We start from the raw sequence: 16,203 nt of genomic DNA, 5'->3' as shown, positions 1-16,203 counted from the left end.
TGCCCATCCTGCTACGCGGGCGGCGTCGTTTCGGCCTGAATCACCGTCTGCGCGATCGTGAAGGCGGCGCCCGCGGCCGGAATCCCGCAGTACACGGCCGTCTGCAGCAGGACCTCCCGGATCTCGGCCGGGGTCAGGCCGTTGCGCAGGGCCGCGCTGACGTGTGCGGCCAGGCTCTCCAGATGCCCGGAGGCGACCAGCGCGGTGAGCGTGACGGTGCTGCGCATGCGCCGGTCCAGCCCCTCCCTGGCCCACACCTCGCCCCAGGCGTAGCGGGTGACGAGTTCCTGGAAGTCGTCGGTGAAGTCGTCGGAGGCGGCCATGACGCCGTCCACATGGGCGTCCCCGAGCACCTCGCGGCGGATCCTCATGCCCGGCGGATACGGGTCGGCGCGCCCCTCGGAGGGTGCCACGGGCAGTGTGGTGGCCGCGGTGATCTCCGCGACGGGCAGCACGGGGGCGGAGGGCTGCGGGACGAAGACGGGCGCCGGGATGGCCGCCTGGGTGTCCTGCCAGGCGGCGGAGAAGTGGGTGAGCAGGAGGTCGGTGACGGCTCCGGGCTGCTCGACCGGGGCCAGGTGGGAGGCGCCGGGGACGAGTGCGAGCCGGGCGTCGGGTATGCCGGCGACCAGGGTGCGGGCGTCGCCGGGGCCGGTGACCTGGTCCTCGGCACCGACCAGGACGAGCGTGGGGACGCCGATCCGGCCCAGTTCCGTACGGATGTCGAAGGCCGCGAGGGCCTCGCAGGCCGCGATGTAGCAGCCCGGGTCGGTGGTGCGGACCATCTGGACGGCCCACTCGACAATGGTGGGCTGGGCGGCGGCGAACCCCGGGGTGAACCACCGCTCCGGCGCGGTGCGGGCCATCGGCTCCAGTCCGTTGGTGCGGACCATCACCCCGCGCTGCCGGAATTCGTCGGCGCTGCCGAACCGGGCCGAGGAGGCCACCAGGGCCAGCGAGGCGACCCGGTGCGGATGGCGCAGCGCGAGGTCGGCGCCGATCGCACCGCCGATGGAGCAGCCCGCGTAGCCGAAGCGCTGGACACCGAGGCCGTCGAGGGTGGCGAGCAACCGGTCGGTGAGGTCGCCGACGGCGGTGGCCGGGTGGGCGGGTGCGCCGCCGTGGCCCGGGAGGTCGAAGCGGAAGACTCTCCAGTTCTGGATGAGCGCGGATATCTGCCGGTCCCACATGTGCCATGTGGTACCGAGAGAGGGGCTCAAGATCAGGACAGGCGCGTCTTTTGGCCCGTCAAAGCGGTATTGGAGGGTCTGCTGCGTCGTCTCGCTCATCCGCCTCACGCTCTCATATCTCACAATCTCTCACGACTGCGATGATGCCGTGTTCGCGCGCGGCGGTCAGGTCGTGGCTGGAGCCGGGCAGGGCCGCGGAAGCCCACAGCAGTCGGCCGAAGGGATCCGTGATGACCTGGACGTGCATGCCGTGGCGCTTGTGTTTTCGGAGTACTACGGCGTGTCGGCGGCGAGCCGGTCGATGGGCAGGAGGGTGCCGTCCAGGATCACGTACGCCTTCGTCCGGACGGTCGTCATTGCCTCGGCCAGGGTCTGCGCCTGGGCGGCCTCTCGTATGTAGTGGTAGACGGTCGCGATGCCGATCTCGAAACCTGCGGCGAGCTGAGCGTACGTGTCGCCGCATCGCAGGTGGGCCAGGGCGAGCAGGGCCTGACGGCGGTCGGGCAGACGCCGCCATCGCGTGCCGATCTCCCTCCGGTGAGCGGCCAGTTGCCTCGTCAGGTGCCGCAGCGTACGGCTGGACAGATCGATCGACGACGGGTGGACAAGCACGCGAAGCTCCTGACAGACACAGGTAATCCTGGTCGAGAAACCGTCTACCAGGAGCTTCGTCGTTCCGTACAGCCCATGCCCTCGAACACCCCGACACCGCAGCCAGGTTGGAAAGGGCTCACGGTGTGGATTTCGCCTACCGGCGGTTCGGCCCGGAAAGCGACGTTCCGCTGATACTGCTCAACCACTTGGCCGCCGCCCTGGACAACTGGGATCCGCGGGTCGTCGACTGACTTGCCACCCGGCGCCGAGTGATCGTTGAGCTCCGTCCGTTTCAGACGGCGGTCGTCGGGTTCGAGGATCCGGCAGCGTTGCGGTGTTCGGCGTTGATGCGCTGGGCTTCTTCGAGCTGGTCTTCGAGGATGACGATGCGGCAGGCGGCCTCGATCGGGGTGCCCTGGTCGACGAGCTCGCGGGCGCGGGCGGCGATGCGCAGTTGGTAGCGGGAGTAGCGGCGGTGGCCGCCGGCCGAGCGCAGCGGGGTGATGAGGCGGGCTTCGCCGATGGCGCGCAGGAAGCCCTGAGTGGTGCCGAGCATCTCGGCGGCCCGGCCCATGGTGTAGGCGGGGTAGTCGTCGTCATCGAGACGTCCGAAGGAGTCGTCTGCTGTCATGTCACCTCTCTGTGGAACGCGTGGAGGGGCCCGGGCGCTTACGTGCGCCCGGGCCCCGAAGGAACTGCTACACCATCTGCCGGCCCTGGTACTGCGCCGGCCTTCTGTTTCCGCCTGCCCGACCGTGATGCTGTCGGGGGTGCGGGGATCGCGGTTGCTTGACCGGAGACCACCTCACTATCGATGTCCTGCGGTACCCGGACTCGACAATCCGTCCGGGCGATCCTGATGGCGCCTGGTTCCTCCGTTCTTCCCTCTGAATGAACTGCCTTACCAAACGGGGCACTGCGTACTGCTGATACCGCGAACTGCTTGTACTGCCGGTGATGCGACCTACCGGTGACCTGTACGAGCGCCACCCTTCGGCAGCCAGCCCCGTCGCCCGTCCTGCGTCTGCTCTGGCTTGGAACCCCACTGCCGAACCTCCCGGTGCGCGCGCCCGCAGCCGACGCCTTCACCGAGGTGCTGCTCACTTCACTGCCGGGTACTGCCACTGCGCCAACTGCTGTCGGTGGCCCCTGATGACTGCGGGCCACCCGGTCCGGTCGCCAGTCCCGTCGCCGTCCTGCAACCGCTCTGGCTTCGAAACTCCGCCACCGCACCGTCCTGCGTACTGCGACTACCTGTACTGCTGCCTGGCAGTTCGTCTCTGCCGGGCCCTTCGGTCTCTCTGGCTACGAGAGAAACCATAACCAGAACAACGGCCAATGTCTACTGCGGCCAGTGCAGATTTTTACGTGTCCAGTAGAGAGGTAATCGCCCCCCGTCGGGAAGGCCGCACGGCGGGCTCCACCCGGCTTGACCGCCCCGGAGCGGGGCGGAAGCACCGGGTGGGCAGGCTTCGGCGATCAGAGACGAGGGCGACCTGATGACACGATGGCCCTCGACGTCCCAGCCGGCGGGTCCACGGCCACCCTCGCCGACGCACGCAAGCGCGCCCGCCTCTTCCTCAACAGCCTCACCCGCACCCGCACCGCCGTGAGACAGTGAGCGCCCAGCTGCCCCGACAGCGGCCCAGGGCGCCTCGGTGGGGCGTGGGAGTATCGGACCAGGTGCGGGGCAGGTGCCCGTGAAATGGCCGTGGCTCTCCTGGCGAAGGGTGAGTTCGGCCGGACAGCCTGCCGTCGGCGCCCTCGGGGGAGAACGAGGAATCACGAGTGAGCACGTCGCGGTCCTGAGCATCGGAGGCATCCTCCCGGTGACCGTTCAGGCGAACCTGGCGAGACGACGGTGCTCTGCCTCCAGGAAGACCTGTCCGCCCGCATCGTCGACACGGCCGCCCACGCTGTCGTCATCGACGTCACCGCCCTGGACCCCGTCGACACCTTCGTGGGCCGCCGACTCTCCGTGATCGCGTCCGTCGCGAACCTACTCGGCGCCCGCCCCGTCCTGGTCGGAATGCGCCCTGCCGTCGCCCTGACCCTGGTCCAACTCGGCGTCGAACTCGGCGACATCACCAAGGCCCGCGATCTGGACTCCGGTCTGAGAGAGCTGGGCGCCTGCGCCGCTAAAGGACCTGCGCCGAGGTGACCCTCCGAACTGTCACCCACAGCCGTTCTCGCATCTTCTTCTGCGGGCCGTAGCAAAGGTGAGGTCCCCGATCTCGTGGATCGGGGACCTCACCCATACGAGGCCGGCCGCAGAGGGATCGGGGCGGACCGCTGTTGCGTCCCCGAGGGCCGTGTGGCTGTTTACGCGGCCGGGGCGAGTTCGGCGCGGCCGAAGAGCAGGGCCCAGCCGGTGGGGAGCTGGTGCAGGATACGGGTGATCAGGCCGGGGCCGGCGTGGGCGGTGACGGCGGCGAGGACGGAGCCGGTGTCCCAGCGGGTGGTGGCCAGGGAGGCGTCGGAGCGGACGGCGAGGCTCTTGACGAAGGCCCAGCCGGTCAGCGGCTGGAGGTCGGGGATCTGTGCGGTGAGCACACGTGCGGCCTCCAGGGGCAGGCAGGCGGCGAGGTCGACGCGTTCGTCACCGGTCAGCTGCCGTCCGAGCCCTCCCAGGACGAGGCGGACGGCTTCGTCGGCCCGCTCCCGGGTGGGGTAGGCGCCCTCGTAGCGGACCTTCTCCAGCATCTGCTCGTACGCCGTCCCGTACGACTGCTGGTGCTCAAGCGGTGCGCGCACGTCGGTGATCACTGCGGTGGATGCCTTTCATCGGAGCCGGGATGGGATGGCGCCCGGGGACGTGACACCCCCCCGGGTCTTGGTCAGGTGAGTTGGGGGCGGCCGAAGAGCAGGTCGTAGCCCGTGGGGAGCTGGATCAGGATCTCGCCCATCAGGTCGTCACCGGCGGTGTCGGCGACCGTGGACAGCACAGCACTGACGTCCCAGGCCGCGGTGCGCTCGGTGGCGCCCTCGATCCACGCGGCGGCCGCGCGGACGAACCGCTCCGGGGACAACGGCTCGGCACTCTGCAGCGGGTTGAGCAGGATCAGCGCGAACTCCTCCGGCAGGCGTGCCGCCAGCCGGGCACGGACCTCACCTACCAGGTGCGCGCCGAGCAGGGCGAGAACCACGCGGGCCACCCGCTCCGCCTCGTCCAGGGATTCGTACTCGCCGCGTTCCCTCACGTGGGCGAGGAACGCTTCGTGTCGCAGAGTCATCTCAACCGCCGTCCCGTTTCGTCTTCGGACTGCCCAGGGGGTGCGGAGAGCGGGGTGAGGGGGAGATCAGGTGTCCGCCCTCCGCACCGATCCCGGCCGGTGTCAGCCGGAGATCTCCTGATGGCCGGAGCCGACACCGACGGAGATCTTGCGGGGCTTGGCGCGCTCGGCGATCGGGATGCGCAGGGTGAGCACGCCCGCGTCGTAGCCGGCCTGGATGCGCTCGGTGTCCAGGGAGTCGGCGAGCACGATCTGGCGGGAGAAGACACCCAGCGGCCGCTCGGACAGTTCCATCGCGACGTCGTCGGCCTTCGCCGCGGGGCGGCGCTCGGCCCTGACGGTCAGCATGTTCCGCTCGACGTCGATATCGATCGCCTCCGGGCTCACGCCGGGGAGGTCGAAGGCCACCACGAACTCGTCGCCCTCACGGTAGGCGTCCATCGGCATCACCGACGGCTTCGACCAGGTGCCCGGGCCGACCAGCTGCTGCGCCAGCCGGTCCAGCTCACGGAAGGGGTCAGTGCGCATCAACATCGTGAAACACCTCCAGCAGGTTCGGGCAGTTACTGCCAATGCGCTGCACTGACACCGTTGTAGCATGTCATCCAATGGATGACAAACACGATGTCGTCAACGAGATGACACGATGAGGAAGGTGCCCGTGACCGCAGCAGACCAGCCGCCCGCCACCAGCGCCGACGCCCACAGCCCGGCGTCGTTCCTCGCCACCGCGGCGGCCCTGAGCACCATCAACGAGGCCCTGCACACAGCCGGGCACCAGAGCCCTGACAGCCCCGGCACCGGGCCCGCCCCGGACCAGGCCCTGGCCTCCCTGATGCTGTTGCGGCAGGTCCGCGAGCAGCTCGCCGGATGGGAGACCGGCCTGATCGAGACCGCCCGCGACGCGGGCGCCAGCTGGGCCGACCTCGCCCACCCCCTCGGCGTCGCCAGCCGCCAGGCCGCCGAACGCCGCTACCTACGGGGCCGCCCCGGCACCACCGGCACCACCGGCGAACAGCGCGTCACCGCCACCCGCCAAGCCCGTGCCGCCGAACGCACCACCACCGCCTGGGCCCGCACCCACGCCGCCGACCTGCGCCGCCTCGCCCGCCAGATCACCGCCCTCACCGACCTGCCCACAGCCGCCCACCGCCCGCTCAGCGAACTCCACGCCGCCCTCGCCCACAACGACCCCGCCGACCTCATCGCCCCCCTGACCGCCACCCACCCCCACCTGACCGCCACCCACCCCGACCTCGCCACCCAACTCGACCACCTCACTCCCCCCTGACCCCCACCCGGTTCACCGCAACACCAGCCCGGACAGCCCCCGCCCCGCTCCCCCACTTCAACACGCTGCTCCAACAGAGAAGCTCCGGTACTCGGCGAACTCCCAGCCGATGGTGTCGAAGCGGAAGCCGTCGTACTCGAACGCGGCAAGCGCGACCCCGGCGCCGTAGTAGCGGTATCCCGAGACCGGGTCGACTTCGGCAAGGGGACAGCAGCCCGGGGTCGGCCTAGAACCGCAACGCGCTGTAGCTCAGACCACTGCGTTGGGCGAAGTCCCCGATCGGCGTCAGCTCAGAATCGGCACCTCCCCATCATTGAGCTTCAACCCACTCGAAGGTCAACATCAACGTGCGACGGCACATCACTCGACCGCATGGGGAGCACGTGCCTGCGGTGGGGTAGCTTGCCTCTTCGTGTTCGCCCGAAGAGTTGTGTCACCGGGCACGTACGGGGGCGGGCACCTGGCGGGAAGGGCGCTCCCATGGACGACCGCGGAGTGGACGGGCTGGGTGAGGCACTGGCCGCGGCGGAGGCTGCGCCGCCGGTGGAGTCCGTCGACGTCGTAGCTGCTTCTTTGCGAAGACAGCTCGGGGCCCGGTCGGTGTCGTTCCTGATCACCGACTTCACCGGCGCCTCCGTCGTCCGCCTGGGTACCGCGGACGACATCGACCTGGAGCGTTCAGCAGATCCGATCGCTGTCTCAGGCACGGTCTACGACGCGGTGATCCGCACCCAACGGCCGCATGTGGAGACCGTAGAGGGCGGTGCGTGGACGCGGGTGATCGCACCGGTCACCAATCGCGGGGATGCGCTCGGGTTGCTGGAGCTCCATCTGCCCCACCGCCCCAGCCCGGAGACCTTGCTGAGAATCCGCCGGAGCGCCCATGCCCTGTCATACATCGTCATCGCGAACCGGCCCTTCACCGACCTGTACCAGTGGGGCCGGCGTACCTCCCCGCTGAGCCTGGCCGCCGAGATCCAGCACCGGCTGCTGCCCACGTCGCTGGCGTGCGAGGCAGCCCAGTTCGCGGTCGCCGGGGCCTTGGAGCCGGCCCAGCATGTCGGCGGTGACACCTTCGACTACGTCATAGACCGCGACCACGTTCAGCTGTCCGTCACCGACGCCATGGGACACGACGTGGACGCCGCGCTCCTGGCCACCCTCCTCGTCGGAGCACTGCGCCGCGCCCGCAGGCAGGGGGCTGATCTCGCCGAACAAGCGCGGAGCGCCGACCAGGCCGTGGCCGAGCACAGCGGCGGCCGCTACGTCACCGGACAGCTGCTGCGGATCAGCCTGCACGACGGTCGAACCGAGTTCATCAACGCCGGCCACCCCTGGCCCCTGCGCCTGCGCGGCGGGAAGGTCGAGGAGATCGCACCGGCCGTCGACATGCCCTTCGGCTTCACAGCACCGCACACCTACACAGTCCAGGAACTGGACCTGCAGGCCGGGGATCGGCTGGTCATGCTCACCGACGGAATGCTGGAGCGCAGCGCAGCAGACCTCGATCTGCCGGCCCTCATCGAGAGCACCCAGGACCTGCACCCGCGGGAGGCCGCCCGTGTCCTTATCGAGCACGTCGTCCGTGCCCATGACGGGCTCCTGCACGACGATGCCACCGTGATGTGTCTGGACTGGTACGGCACCGGATCCACCCGCCGCGACGCCGAGCACGGCGCCGACGTCTCCGATGCGTCGCCGATGGTCGGACTGCAGCACACGTCTCCCCCAGGACCCGCAGAGTCTCGAACCTGAAGTTGCCCGGCCGGACTCATCCCCGTAACGGATCATGCGCCGAGCGCGAGGACCGACCGGACACGGATGTAGGTTGGCTCGTCTCCCCCTCGGACGAGGCGGCAACAGGCGGGAGACTCTTGGCCGCTGTACTGCTCACAGGCGGTTCCACGCCTTCGACCACAGGGCTTCAGCGCCATCCTGCCCGGACTGGCACCGCAGGAAAGCAGGCCGATGGCCGACGAATATAATCGGCCTCATGTCGAAGCCTGACGCGTTGCTTGTTGACGTTGCCGCCCTGGTGGAATCCGGGCGCAGCAATCAGATGCCTCTGACCGTGGTCGCCGGTGGTGCTGTCATCACGGGCCGGCTGGCTCCCGAAGCCGTCTGGAGGCAGCGGGTGTCGGAGGTCCTGGCGGACTCGGCCCGCCTGGGTGGCTTTTCCGCCATGTTCACCGGTGCGGCAGCCGAGGAAGGGCCGCCCACTCATCTGCACTTCCATGTGGCGCGGATTCTGCAGGGCACGGTGGGGATCCCGGAGACAGGCGGGATGTACCGGGTGGCGATCGAGGACGTCAGCGCCTGGACGATGGGCGATTTCAGCTACTCGGACCACTGAAACACTGCCGAGCCGGACGGCTCCAGCACACGGTGAGGGTCCGACCGGATGCTCCGGTCGGACCCTCACCCCTGCTTTCCGGCGGCTCACGCCTGGCCGTCGCTCAAGCGGCCACAGGGGCGCCCAGCATCGCGGAAGCCTGCTGCAACGGGTTGAGAACCCGAGTGGGTGCGGAGGCCGGAGCCAGGTCGCGGCAGGTGAAGCCGAGCTGGGTCATGGCCCGCAGGACTTCTCCTGCGCTGAAGTCGCGGCGGTCCTGGCGTGTGATGACCTGGCCGACCTGTTTGACGGGGTAGGTACGTCGGCCGATGATCACGGACTCGCCGGACAGGTGCTCGGGCTTGATGCCCTTCATCGATTCCAGGACGCCGCTCCTGGTGAGGTCGAACGGGAAGCGGGCGATGACACAGCGCATGATGCCTCACAGGAAGAGGGGCGAAGAGGGGGCGGCTCCGCCGCGGATGGGACGGCTCAGCGGGCGAGGGCGAAGACGCCCAGGGCACTGCCGTGTTCGTCGACCACAGGCAGGGCGTCGACGTTGCTGTAGCGCATCATGTGCGCGGCTTCGGCCGTGGTGGTCACGGGCGAGGTGAACGGCCCTCGGTCGCCGAAGATGTCCCGCAGCTGGATCCTGTCCGAGTACGCGGAGCCGTCACGAACTGCTGCGAGCTGAGACTGGCCGACCAGTCCAGTACACCGGCCGCTGTCGTCGCAGACAAGCAGATGCCCGGTGCGGGCACTGGCCAGGACGGACAGGGCCACCTCGACGGTCATGTCGTCACAGACCTGCGGTCCGGCAGTGTCCATGGCGTCGGCCACTGTCCTGCTTACAGCTGTGGCATCTGCCGGGCAGGGCTGCATATGAACCAGCGTCAAAAGGTGCCTCCTGCACAGATGGGTCAGCTTCCGGATCACGAAGTGCTCAGGCCGCCGCGTCGTAGGAGGACTGATGCGCGGTCACACGCCGCGCCGCCGAGGCGGGGCTGCGCCGGCCTCGCGAGGACGCGCTGCGCGGACGCCGCTCGACCACCGGCGCTGTGATCGTCACCGGAATACCGGAAGGGGCCTGGGCACCGGTGATCCGGCCGAGTGCCTCCTCGCCGGAGCGGACCTGGGTGGTCTGGGGCACGATGCCGGCAGCGGTCATGAGGCGGGTCATGTCGCGGCGCTGGTTGGGGGTGACCAGGGTGACGACGCTGCCGGACTCCCCCGCCCGTGCGGTACGGCCCCCGCGGTGGAGGTAGTCCTTGTGGTCGGTCGGCGGGTCGACGTTGACGACGAGGTCGAGGTTGTCGACGTGGATGCCGCGGGCGGCGACGTTCGTGGCCACGAGCACGGTGACGTGCCCGGTCTTGAACTGGGTCAGGGTCCGGGTGCGCTGCGACTGCGCCTTCCCGCCGTGCAGAGCGGCTGCCCTCACGCCGCTGGCCAGCAGGTGGTCGGTGAGCTTGTCAACCGCCCGCTTGGTGTCCAAGAACATGATCACCCGGCCTTCGCGGGCGGCGATTTCGGTGGTCGCCCGGTGCTTATCGGCGCCGTGGACGTGCAGGACGTGGTGCTGCATCGTCGTGACCGCGCCGGCGGACGGATCGACGGAGTGGACGACCGGGTCGCTGAGGTAACGGCGGACCAGGCGGTCGACATTCCGGTCCAGGGTGGCGGAGAACAGCATCCGCTGCCCTTCGGGGCGAACCTGGTCCAGGAGAGCGGTGACCTGGGGCATGAAGCCCATGTCGGCCATCTGATCGGCCTCGTCCAGCACGGTGATCGCGACCTGGTCAAGTCGGCAGTCACCGCGGTCGATGAGGTCCTTCAGCCGGCCCGGCGTCGCCACGACGACCTCCGCGCCACCGCGCAGCGCGTTGGCCTGCCTCCCGATAGACATTCCGCCGACGACGGTGGCCATGCGCAGCCTCACCGAGCGGGCGTAGGGGGCAAGAGCGTCGGTCACCTGCTGGGCCAGCTCGCGTGTCGGCACGAGGACAAGGGCCAGCGGCTGGCGGGGCTCGGCACGCTGGCCGGCGGTGCGGGCCAGCAGGGCCAGGCCGAAGGCGAGCGTCTTGCCGGAGCCGGTGCGCCCACGTCCCAGGGCGTCGCGGCCCACGAGGGTGTTGGGCAGGGTCGCCCCCTGGATCGGGAACGGCACGCTCACGCCCTGCGCGGTCAGCGCGGCCAGCAGCTGGCCCGGCATGTCGAGGTCGGCGAACGCCTCGACGGCGGGCAGCGCGGGAGTGACCGTGACCGGTAGAGCGAACTCGCCCTGGACTGCGGCGGGCCGCCGCCCCTGGCCACTCGAGCGGCCCGACCCGCCGGAACGGGCCGGGGCGGTCGAGTTGAAGCGGCTACTGCCCCGGCCGGAGTCGGCGGTAAGGCTGCGGGCACGGGAAGCGCGGTTGTTCGTACGTGTGGGGTTCATTCAGAACCTTCCTTGATACGGCACGTATCAAGGAATTCCCGCAGCGGAAGAACAGCGCGGGGAATCACAAGAACGGGCCGAGCGGAATGCGAAGACAAATGAGACCTGCGGCTAATCCCCGAGCGGAATGCAAGCCATGGAATGAGTAACGCCATATGGGCGACGAATCCGGTTCCACCAGCGGGTGGAACTCCCAGGAAGTGGGCAGCGAAAACCCGCAGGCGACGATTCTGCCGCAGGTGGCACCACACCGGGAGTATGCCCGGAGCTGGGGCCGGCACCCCGAAGGATGCGGGCCCCAGCTACGAAGTGCGCGTCAGCGTCAGGCGGGAACGATGTTCTCGGCCATCGGGCCCTTCTGGCCCGGCACGATGTCGAAGGTGACCTTCTGGCCTTCGAGCAGCTCGCGGAAGCCCTGGGCGGCAATGTTCGAGAAGTGGGCGAACACGTCAGCGCCGCCGCCGTCCTGCTCGATGAAGCCGAAACCTTTGGCCGCGTTGAACCACTTCACAGTTCCTGACGCCATGTCATATCTCCTTCAGGGGGCCGGTACGCCGGGATCCGTAATGCACGGATTCCGCGTCGCCGCAATGATGCCCCGCCCGGAGGGAAACCGGAAATGCAATGAAGCTTCCGCTGTTCGAAATTGCCACGCAGAAGCTTGAAATTTTGGGAACCACAACTGCAACTGAGATCGACAGTAGCACGCCGTTACGGTCCGCGTACGGCGAATAATTCGACTCTCTTTGCTGAGGTAAAAACACTCCCGGCACGGCGCGTTGAACTCTCATACCGTGGCCATAGATATTCACAGGGCGAGGATGCCGACCCCTCGAACGAAGGTCACCTCACCAGCCCGTACGCCAATACGCAGGCTGGGCCAGGAGCAGACCTGTCGCCGGGCAGCCCCGGGGCGAGGCCGATGCTCGTGGACTGCGACTGTCCGGCCGGGTGTCGTCACACACCACGGCCCGGCCCGGCTGGAGTTCACGGCAGTCCGGAGGGCACATCAAGAACTGCGCAGGACATGTCGCGAAAAGCTGCCCTTGGCGCTGCAGCCGAAGCCCCTCACCACGTTTGAAGTCAACCCGGAAGTCGCGTAGACGCCGCCCCGACCCTTGTGTGGTGTTGAGCATCTCGGCGGCCCGGCCCATGGTGTAGGCGGGGTAGTCGTCGTCGTCGAGGCGGTCGAACGAGGCGTCTGCTGTCATCCGTACCTTCCGGTGGAACACGCGTCGGAGGGGCCCTGGTGCCATTGGCACCAGGGCCCCGAAGGAACTGCTACACCACCAGCCGGCCTTCATCGGCTACGCCGGCCTTCTTGTTCCGCACCAGCTCGCGGGGGAATGAGAGCAGGTACGGGGATCGCGGTTGCTTGACCGGAGACCACCTCACTATCGATGTCCTGCGGTACCCGGGCCCAAAACGTTCGCCCGGGCGATCCTGATGGCGCTCAACTCCTCCGTTCTTTCCCTCTGGATCAACTGCTTCCGTACTTCTGGTGGCCTCTCACGGCGCCACTTCGACAGCCAGCCCCGTCGCCCGTCATGCATGTGCTCTGGCTTGGAACCCCACTGCCGAACATCCCGGCACGCGCGCCGCAGCCTGACGCCGTTTACCGAGGGACTACTGGTACTGAGGACTGCACCTGCGTACTGCGGTTCCGCTCACGGGGCCCCTGAAAACTGCGGGCCGCCCGGTCCGGTCGCCAGTCCCGTCGCCGTCCTGCAGAACCCTGGCTTCGAAACTCCACCACCGCACCGACCTGCGCTTACGTGTACTGCTTCCCGGCAGTTCATCCCTGCCGAGCTCGGTCGATCTCTTGGCTACGGACAAGACACTAACCCCAGCAACGCCCACATGTCTACCTCCGTCATGACAGATTTTCTGTGGAGGCTGACAGCGAAGTCCTGAGTTCCCCACCCCTTGGAAACTGCACCAGCCGCCACCCTCCAAGGTGCGAGGACTATCGGAAGCGGGCATGCGGGCTGGCACAGCACGAGCGGCACAACCGATCACAGGCGGGGTGTACACACACGAACAGCACGCAGTCCCGCGTGCACCGCGGCCGCGGGCTGAGGGCGGGCGCGGTGCACAACACGTTGCGGGGGATCCACCCCGACGATCACCATCGCCTCGACGTCCCCGTGCCGAATGGCGCCCCTCATCCGCTTGATGGTCTGTTCTCGGCGGCCCGCTGAACGCACGCGGACCACAACTGGGACGGCACGGGTCACGGCAGCCCGGCTCCTGCGGAACACCGGCGTTTCGGCCAACAGGCCGCCACCACAGCGCTCTTGCCCGCCAAGGGTCCATGCAGGGCGCACGTGTCGAGAACCGCTCAATGCCGCGAACCCGGCCCGGCCGAAAGACGTGTGTTCGAAATTCTGGCTGCGTCGTTAGTCCCTTCGACCGCGCCGCGACCACCGAAGGGGACGACGCCGAGCCGGCGCCCTGACCCGATCGAACGCGAAGAGCCCGTCACGGACCCCTGCGGGGCAGTCGCGGGACACCAGTACCCCTCACGCACCCATCTGGAGGACGCCATGAATCCCGTGCTCACCCGCGCGCATCAGCCTCTTGGATTCGAGCGGCGGCGGCCCGCCGCGGGCCTTCCCGCCCTCGACGCAGTGACCATTGACGCCTCCGCCCGCCGCTCGGCACGACCGGATACGAGGCGGGCGGCATGAGCGAGTCCACCGATGCGTCAGCCGACCGTGTCCCGGGGCCGCGCACCACCCCCCTGCCACCCACGTCCGCCGAACCGCGCAACCCTGCGGGCACCGGCGCGGAAGCCGAGCCGGGCACCACCTCGGCGACGGCCTCCCCGTCCCCTGCCGCGCCGGAGATGCGGTACGTGGACCTGACCGGCAGCCGTGAAGCGGCCGGGCGCTCCATCCGGATGCGTGACATGGCACGGCGCCTGCCCCAGTTGGTGCGGCGGTCGCTGGCCCTCGCCTGGCGCGTCGACCGACGGGCCACCATCGGTCTCCTGCTGTGCCAGACGGTCGCCGGCGTGATGCAGGCCCTGGGCCTGATCGCGATCAGTGGCACCCTCACCGCACTGCTGACCGGCGGAGACGTCTACCACCGGCTCCTGCAGGCATGGCCGTCCGTTGCCCTGCTGGCCACCGCGTCCGGAGTGCGGGCGCTGCTGGGCATCACCGTCAGCTGGCTCTCCTCCCGGCTGAGCCCCCTCATGTCGCGCGAGGCCGAGCAGATGCTGCTCACCGGCTGCGCCACGGTGGAGCTGTCCGCCTACGACGACCCCGAATTCAACCGTGACCGGGAGGCCGCCGACCGCGGAGCGCAGGTCACCGGAGACCTGATCAACGAGGGCCAGGACCTGATCGCCTCGGCGGCGTCCTTCCTCGCCGGTGCCGTCGTGCTCGCCGGGGTGAGCTGGGTGCTCCTTCCCCTCCTGGTCGCGGCCAGTCTGCCGCAGGCCCTCGCCCAGATCAGCGCCGCCCGGGTCCGCTACCTGGCGAACCTCCGCAGCAACGGCGACAACCGCATGCTGTCGGTACTGCGCTGGCACATCTTCACCCGCGAGGCAGCCGACCAGATCCGCGCCGGCACCATGGCCGGTTTCCTGTCCGGCCGGTACCGGCAGACGGTCGCCCGGATCAACCGCCAGGACCGCACCGCGGCCGACAAGGGCGCCCGCATGTCACTGGTCGGCGCACTGTGCGGCGGCCTCGGATCGGCCGTCGTGTGGGCGGCGGTCGTGTGGCTGCTGGCCACCGGCCGCATCAGCGTCGGGCACGCCGGGACGGCCGTCTTCGCTCTGCAGATGGTGGGCCAGTCGGTGCGCGGGCTGGTCGCCGTCGGGGCCAGGGCCGTACGCACGGGCCTGTACATGGACGACTGGAGCAGATTCCTCGACCTGGCCGGCGGATACACCATGCGCCGCGGCGAACACCGGCCGGAGCCTCCGCGCAAGATCGAGATCAAGTCGGTTTCGCTCCGCTACGCGGGAAAGGACCAGGACGCACTGTCCGACGTCTCACTCACCCTGCGCCGCGGCGAGGTGACCGCGCTGGTGGGCTTCAACGGATCGGGGAAGTCCACGCTTTCGAAGCTGGTCAGCGGCCTGTACGTGCCCACGGGCGGTCAGGTGCTGTGGGACGGCGTCCCCACCGGCGACGCCGATCCGCAGGCGTTGTGGAAGCAGGTGGCCCTGGTACCGCAGGACTATGCGCACTGGCCGCTGACGGTCCGCGAGAACGTGACCCAGGGGCAGCCCACGGCCCGCGGTGACGCGGCGGTCCGTGAAGCGTGCGAGGCCGCCGACGCGGACGAGGTCGTCGACAAGCTCGGCGCCGGCCTGGACACACTGCTCGCCCGCGAGTGGCTGAACGGGGAGGAGCTGAGCGGCGGCCAGTGGCAGCGCATCGCCCTCGCCAGGGCGTTCTTCCGCGAGGCCGGGCTCCTGGTCCTCGACGAGCCGACCGCGAACCTTGATCCGCGCGCCGAGTACAGGATCTTCCAGCGGCTGCGGGACCTGGCTCAGGACCGCGTTGTGCTGCTGGTGACACACCGGATCACCAATGTGGCCGTCGCCGACCGGATCGTGGTCCTCGACGGGGGCAGAGTCGTGCAAGAGGGCACGTACACGGAACTCGCCGAGCAGGAGGGTGGCCTGTTCGCGCAGTTGCTGTCCTACCAGGTCACCTCCGGGGCGGACGGCGGGAAGTACGGGACCCGCGCATGAGGGGCGCCGGAACCACTTCAGGAGACTCCGGCCGCGCATGGACGAGGCGGAGGAGGTGCCGCGTGACTTCCTGTGCCGACTCCTCGACACGTGTCGGGACGTCACCGTTGAGGCATCGCGATCTCCGGACCTACCTGGTCGGGCAGAGCGTCGGTGTGACCGGCAGTTCGATCGGTTCGGTGGTGATCCCGCTGCTCGCCGACCGCCGCTCCGGGCGACACCAGCTGATCATCGTGACCTGATCAGTGCGCGCGAGCCCGTCCGGTCGCGCTCGGATTCCGTCCTGATGTGGTGACCGGGGACGGGCCGGCCGGCCGTCCGGCCGTGACGTCGTATGGCTGGATTGTGTCCTTGAATAGACGAACGGACTTCCCCAACTTCGATTCCGACCGTAGCCGGTGCGGGATTTTCC

Annotated in this window: 15 protein-coding genes and 2 pseudogenes; 6 read left to right on the top strand and 11 right to left on the bottom strand. The window is 69.0% G+C overall.

Annotated features, from left to right (window positions below):
* Window positions 1-11: 11 nt before the first annotated feature.
* From pcaDC to FHX80_RS26190, 3 genes and pseudogenes are all read right to left on the bottom strand, one after another.
* Window positions 12-1,289, bottom strand: a complete 1,278-nt coding sequence (gene pcaDC / locus FHX80_RS26205) for a bifunctional 3-oxoadipate enol-lactonase/4-carboxymuconolactone decarboxylase PcaDC (RefSeq protein ID WP_145766435.1) — start codon at window positions 1,287-1,289, stop codon at window positions 12-14.
* A 16-nt stretch (window positions 1,290-1,305) separates the two neighbouring features.
* Window positions 1,306-1,802: pseudogene (locus FHX80_RS26200) on the bottom strand (transposase family protein); the annotation flags it as partial.
* A gap of 274 nt (window positions 1,803-2,076) precedes the next feature.
* Window positions 2,077-2,415, bottom strand: coding sequence for a MerR family transcriptional regulator (locus tag FHX80_RS26190; RefSeq protein WP_145766081.1), 339 nt, complete (start codon window positions 2,413-2,415; stop codon window positions 2,077-2,079).
* 1,230 nt (window positions 2,416-3,645) lie between these two features.
* On the opposite strand from FHX80_RS26190, the gene FHX80_RS26180 reads away from it, so the two are divergent.
* Window positions 3,646-3,945, top strand: a complete 300-nt coding sequence (locus FHX80_RS26180; protein WP_326590364.1) for an STAS domain-containing protein — start codon at window positions 3,646-3,648, stop codon at window positions 3,943-3,945.
* Between the two features lie 161 nt (window positions 3,946-4,106).
* Here FHX80_RS26180 and FHX80_RS26175 read toward each other — a convergent pair whose 3' ends face one another.
* The 3 genes from FHX80_RS26175 to FHX80_RS26165 all read right to left on the bottom strand — a co-directional run bounded on the left by FHX80_RS26175 (window position 4,107) and on the right by FHX80_RS26165 (window position 5,551).
* Window positions 4,107-4,550 carry a DUF2267 domain-containing protein gene (locus tag FHX80_RS26175; protein ID WP_145766434.1) on the bottom strand — a complete coding sequence of 148 codons (444 nt, stop codon included), beginning with the start codon at window positions 4,548-4,550 and terminating at the stop codon, window positions 4,107-4,109.
* A gap of 71 nt (window positions 4,551-4,621) precedes the next feature.
* Window positions 4,622-5,017, bottom strand: a complete 396-nt coding sequence (locus tag FHX80_RS26170) for a DUF2267 domain-containing protein (RefSeq protein WP_145766433.1) — start codon at window positions 5,015-5,017, stop codon at window positions 4,622-4,624.
* Window positions 5,018-5,119: 102 nt separating this feature from the next.
* The gene (locus FHX80_RS26165) at window positions 5,120-5,551 is read right to left on the bottom strand and encodes an Hsp20/alpha crystallin family protein (protein ID WP_145766432.1); all 432 of its coding nucleotides are present in this window, start codon (window positions 5,549-5,551) and stop codon (window positions 5,120-5,122) included.
* A gap of 127 nt (window positions 5,552-5,678) precedes the next feature.
* Here FHX80_RS26165 and FHX80_RS26160 point away from each other — a divergent pair, with 127 nt between their 5' ends.
* From FHX80_RS26160 to FHX80_RS26150, 3 genes are all read left to right on the top strand, one after another.
* Window positions 5,679-6,308: a type III effector protein gene (locus FHX80_RS26160; RefSeq protein WP_145766431.1), complete on the top strand. Its 630-nt coding sequence runs from the start codon at window positions 5,679-5,681 to the stop codon at window positions 6,306-6,308.
* Between the two features lie 480 nt (window positions 6,309-6,788).
* Window positions 6,789-8,063, top strand: coding sequence for a PP2C family protein-serine/threonine phosphatase (locus FHX80_RS26155; protein WP_145766430.1), 1,275 nt, complete (start codon window positions 6,789-6,791; stop codon window positions 8,061-8,063).
* Window positions 8,064-8,301: 238 nt separating this feature from the next.
* Window positions 8,302-8,661 carry a hypothetical protein gene (locus FHX80_RS26150; protein WP_145766429.1) on the top strand — a complete coding sequence of 120 codons (360 nt, stop codon included), beginning with the start codon at window positions 8,302-8,304 and terminating at the stop codon, window positions 8,659-8,661.
* 103 nt (window positions 8,662-8,764) lie between these two features.
* On the opposite strand, the gene FHX80_RS26145 is transcribed toward FHX80_RS26150, so the two are convergent.
* From FHX80_RS26145 to FHX80_RS35985, 5 genes and pseudogenes are all read right to left on the bottom strand, one after another.
* Complete coding sequence (locus FHX80_RS26145) at window positions 8,765-9,076, bottom strand: SCO5918 family protein (RefSeq protein WP_145766428.1); 312 nt, start codon at window positions 9,074-9,076, stop codon at window positions 8,765-8,767.
* A gap of 56 nt (window positions 9,077-9,132) precedes the next feature.
* Window positions 9,133-9,537 (bottom strand): CBS domain-containing protein, encoded by a 405-nt coding sequence (locus tag FHX80_RS26140; protein ID WP_145766427.1) that lies wholly within the window; start codon window positions 9,535-9,537, stop codon window positions 9,133-9,135.
* A 46-nt stretch (window positions 9,538-9,583) separates the two neighbouring features.
* Window positions 9,584-11,077 carry a DEAD/DEAH box helicase gene (locus tag FHX80_RS26135; protein WP_145766426.1) on the bottom strand — a complete coding sequence of 498 codons (1,494 nt, stop codon included), beginning with the start codon at window positions 11,075-11,077 and terminating at the stop codon, window positions 9,584-9,586.
* A gap of 322 nt (window positions 11,078-11,399) precedes the next feature.
* Entirely contained in the window at window positions 11,400-11,603 is a 204-nt protein-coding gene (locus tag FHX80_RS26130) for a cold-shock protein (RefSeq protein ID WP_145766425.1), read from the bottom strand.
* Between the two features lie 559 nt (window positions 11,604-12,162).
* Window positions 12,163-12,288: pseudogene (locus tag FHX80_RS35985) on the bottom strand (MerR family transcriptional regulator); the annotation flags it as partial.
* Between the two features lie 1,637 nt (window positions 12,289-13,925).
* Here FHX80_RS35985 and FHX80_RS26120 point away from each other — a divergent pair.
* Both FHX80_RS26120 and FHX80_RS26115 read left to right on the top strand, forming a co-directional pair.
* Window positions 13,926-15,791: an ABC transporter ATP-binding protein gene (locus tag FHX80_RS26120; protein ID WP_145767507.1), complete on the top strand. Its 1,866-nt coding sequence runs from the start codon at window positions 13,926-13,928 to the stop codon at window positions 15,789-15,791.
* 62 nt (window positions 15,792-15,853) lie between these two features.
* Window positions 15,854-16,033, top strand: a complete 180-nt coding sequence (locus FHX80_RS26115; RefSeq protein WP_145766424.1) for a hypothetical protein — start codon at window positions 15,854-15,856, stop codon at window positions 16,031-16,033.
* Window positions 16,034-16,203: the final 170 nt, after the last annotated feature.

Source organism: Streptomyces brevispora, from assembly GCF_007829885.1.
GTDB lineage: Bacteria > Actinomycetota > Actinomycetes > Streptomycetales > Streptomycetaceae > Streptomyces > Streptomyces brevispora.
Note: the sequence above shows the minus strand (reverse complement) of the source record. Positions and strands in the feature narration are given on the sequence as shown.

Coding starts and splice junctions, on each gene's coding strand:
- FHX80_RS26145 (WP_145766428.1), bottom strand. CDS start 9,076: ATGCGCTGTGTCATCGCCCGCTTCCCGTTCGACCTCACCAGGAGCGGC.
- FHX80_RS26170 (WP_145766433.1), bottom strand. CDS start 5,017: ATGACTCTGCGACACGAAGCGTTCCTCGCCCACGTGAGGGAACGCGGC.
- FHX80_RS26130 (WP_145766425.1), bottom strand. CDS start 11,603: ATGGCGTCAGGAACTGTGAAGTGGTTCAACGCGGCCAAAGGTTTCGGC.
- FHX80_RS26135 (WP_145766426.1), bottom strand. CDS start 11,077: ATGAACCCCACACGTACGAACAACCGCGCTTCCCGTGCCCGCAGCCTT.
- FHX80_RS26155 (WP_145766430.1), top strand. CDS start 6,789: ATGGACGACCGCGGAGTGGACGGGCTGGGTGAGGCACTGGCCGCGGCG.
- FHX80_RS26150 (WP_145766429.1), top strand. CDS start 8,302: ATGTCGAAGCCTGACGCGTTGCTTGTTGACGTTGCCGCCCTGGTGGAA.
- FHX80_RS26120 (WP_145767507.1), top strand. CDS start 13,926: ATGCGGTACGTGGACCTGACCGGCAGCCGTGAAGCGGCCGGGCGCTCC.
- FHX80_RS26165 (WP_145766432.1), bottom strand. CDS start 5,551: ATGTTGATGCGCACTGACCCCTTCCGTGAGCTGGACCGGCTGGCGCAG.
- pcaDC (WP_145766435.1), bottom strand. CDS start 1,289: ATGAGCGAGACGACGCAGCAGACCCTCCAATACCGCTTTGACGGGCCA.
- FHX80_RS26190 (WP_145766081.1), bottom strand. CDS start 2,415: ATGACAGCAGACGACTCCTTCGGACGTCTCGATGACGACGACTACCCC.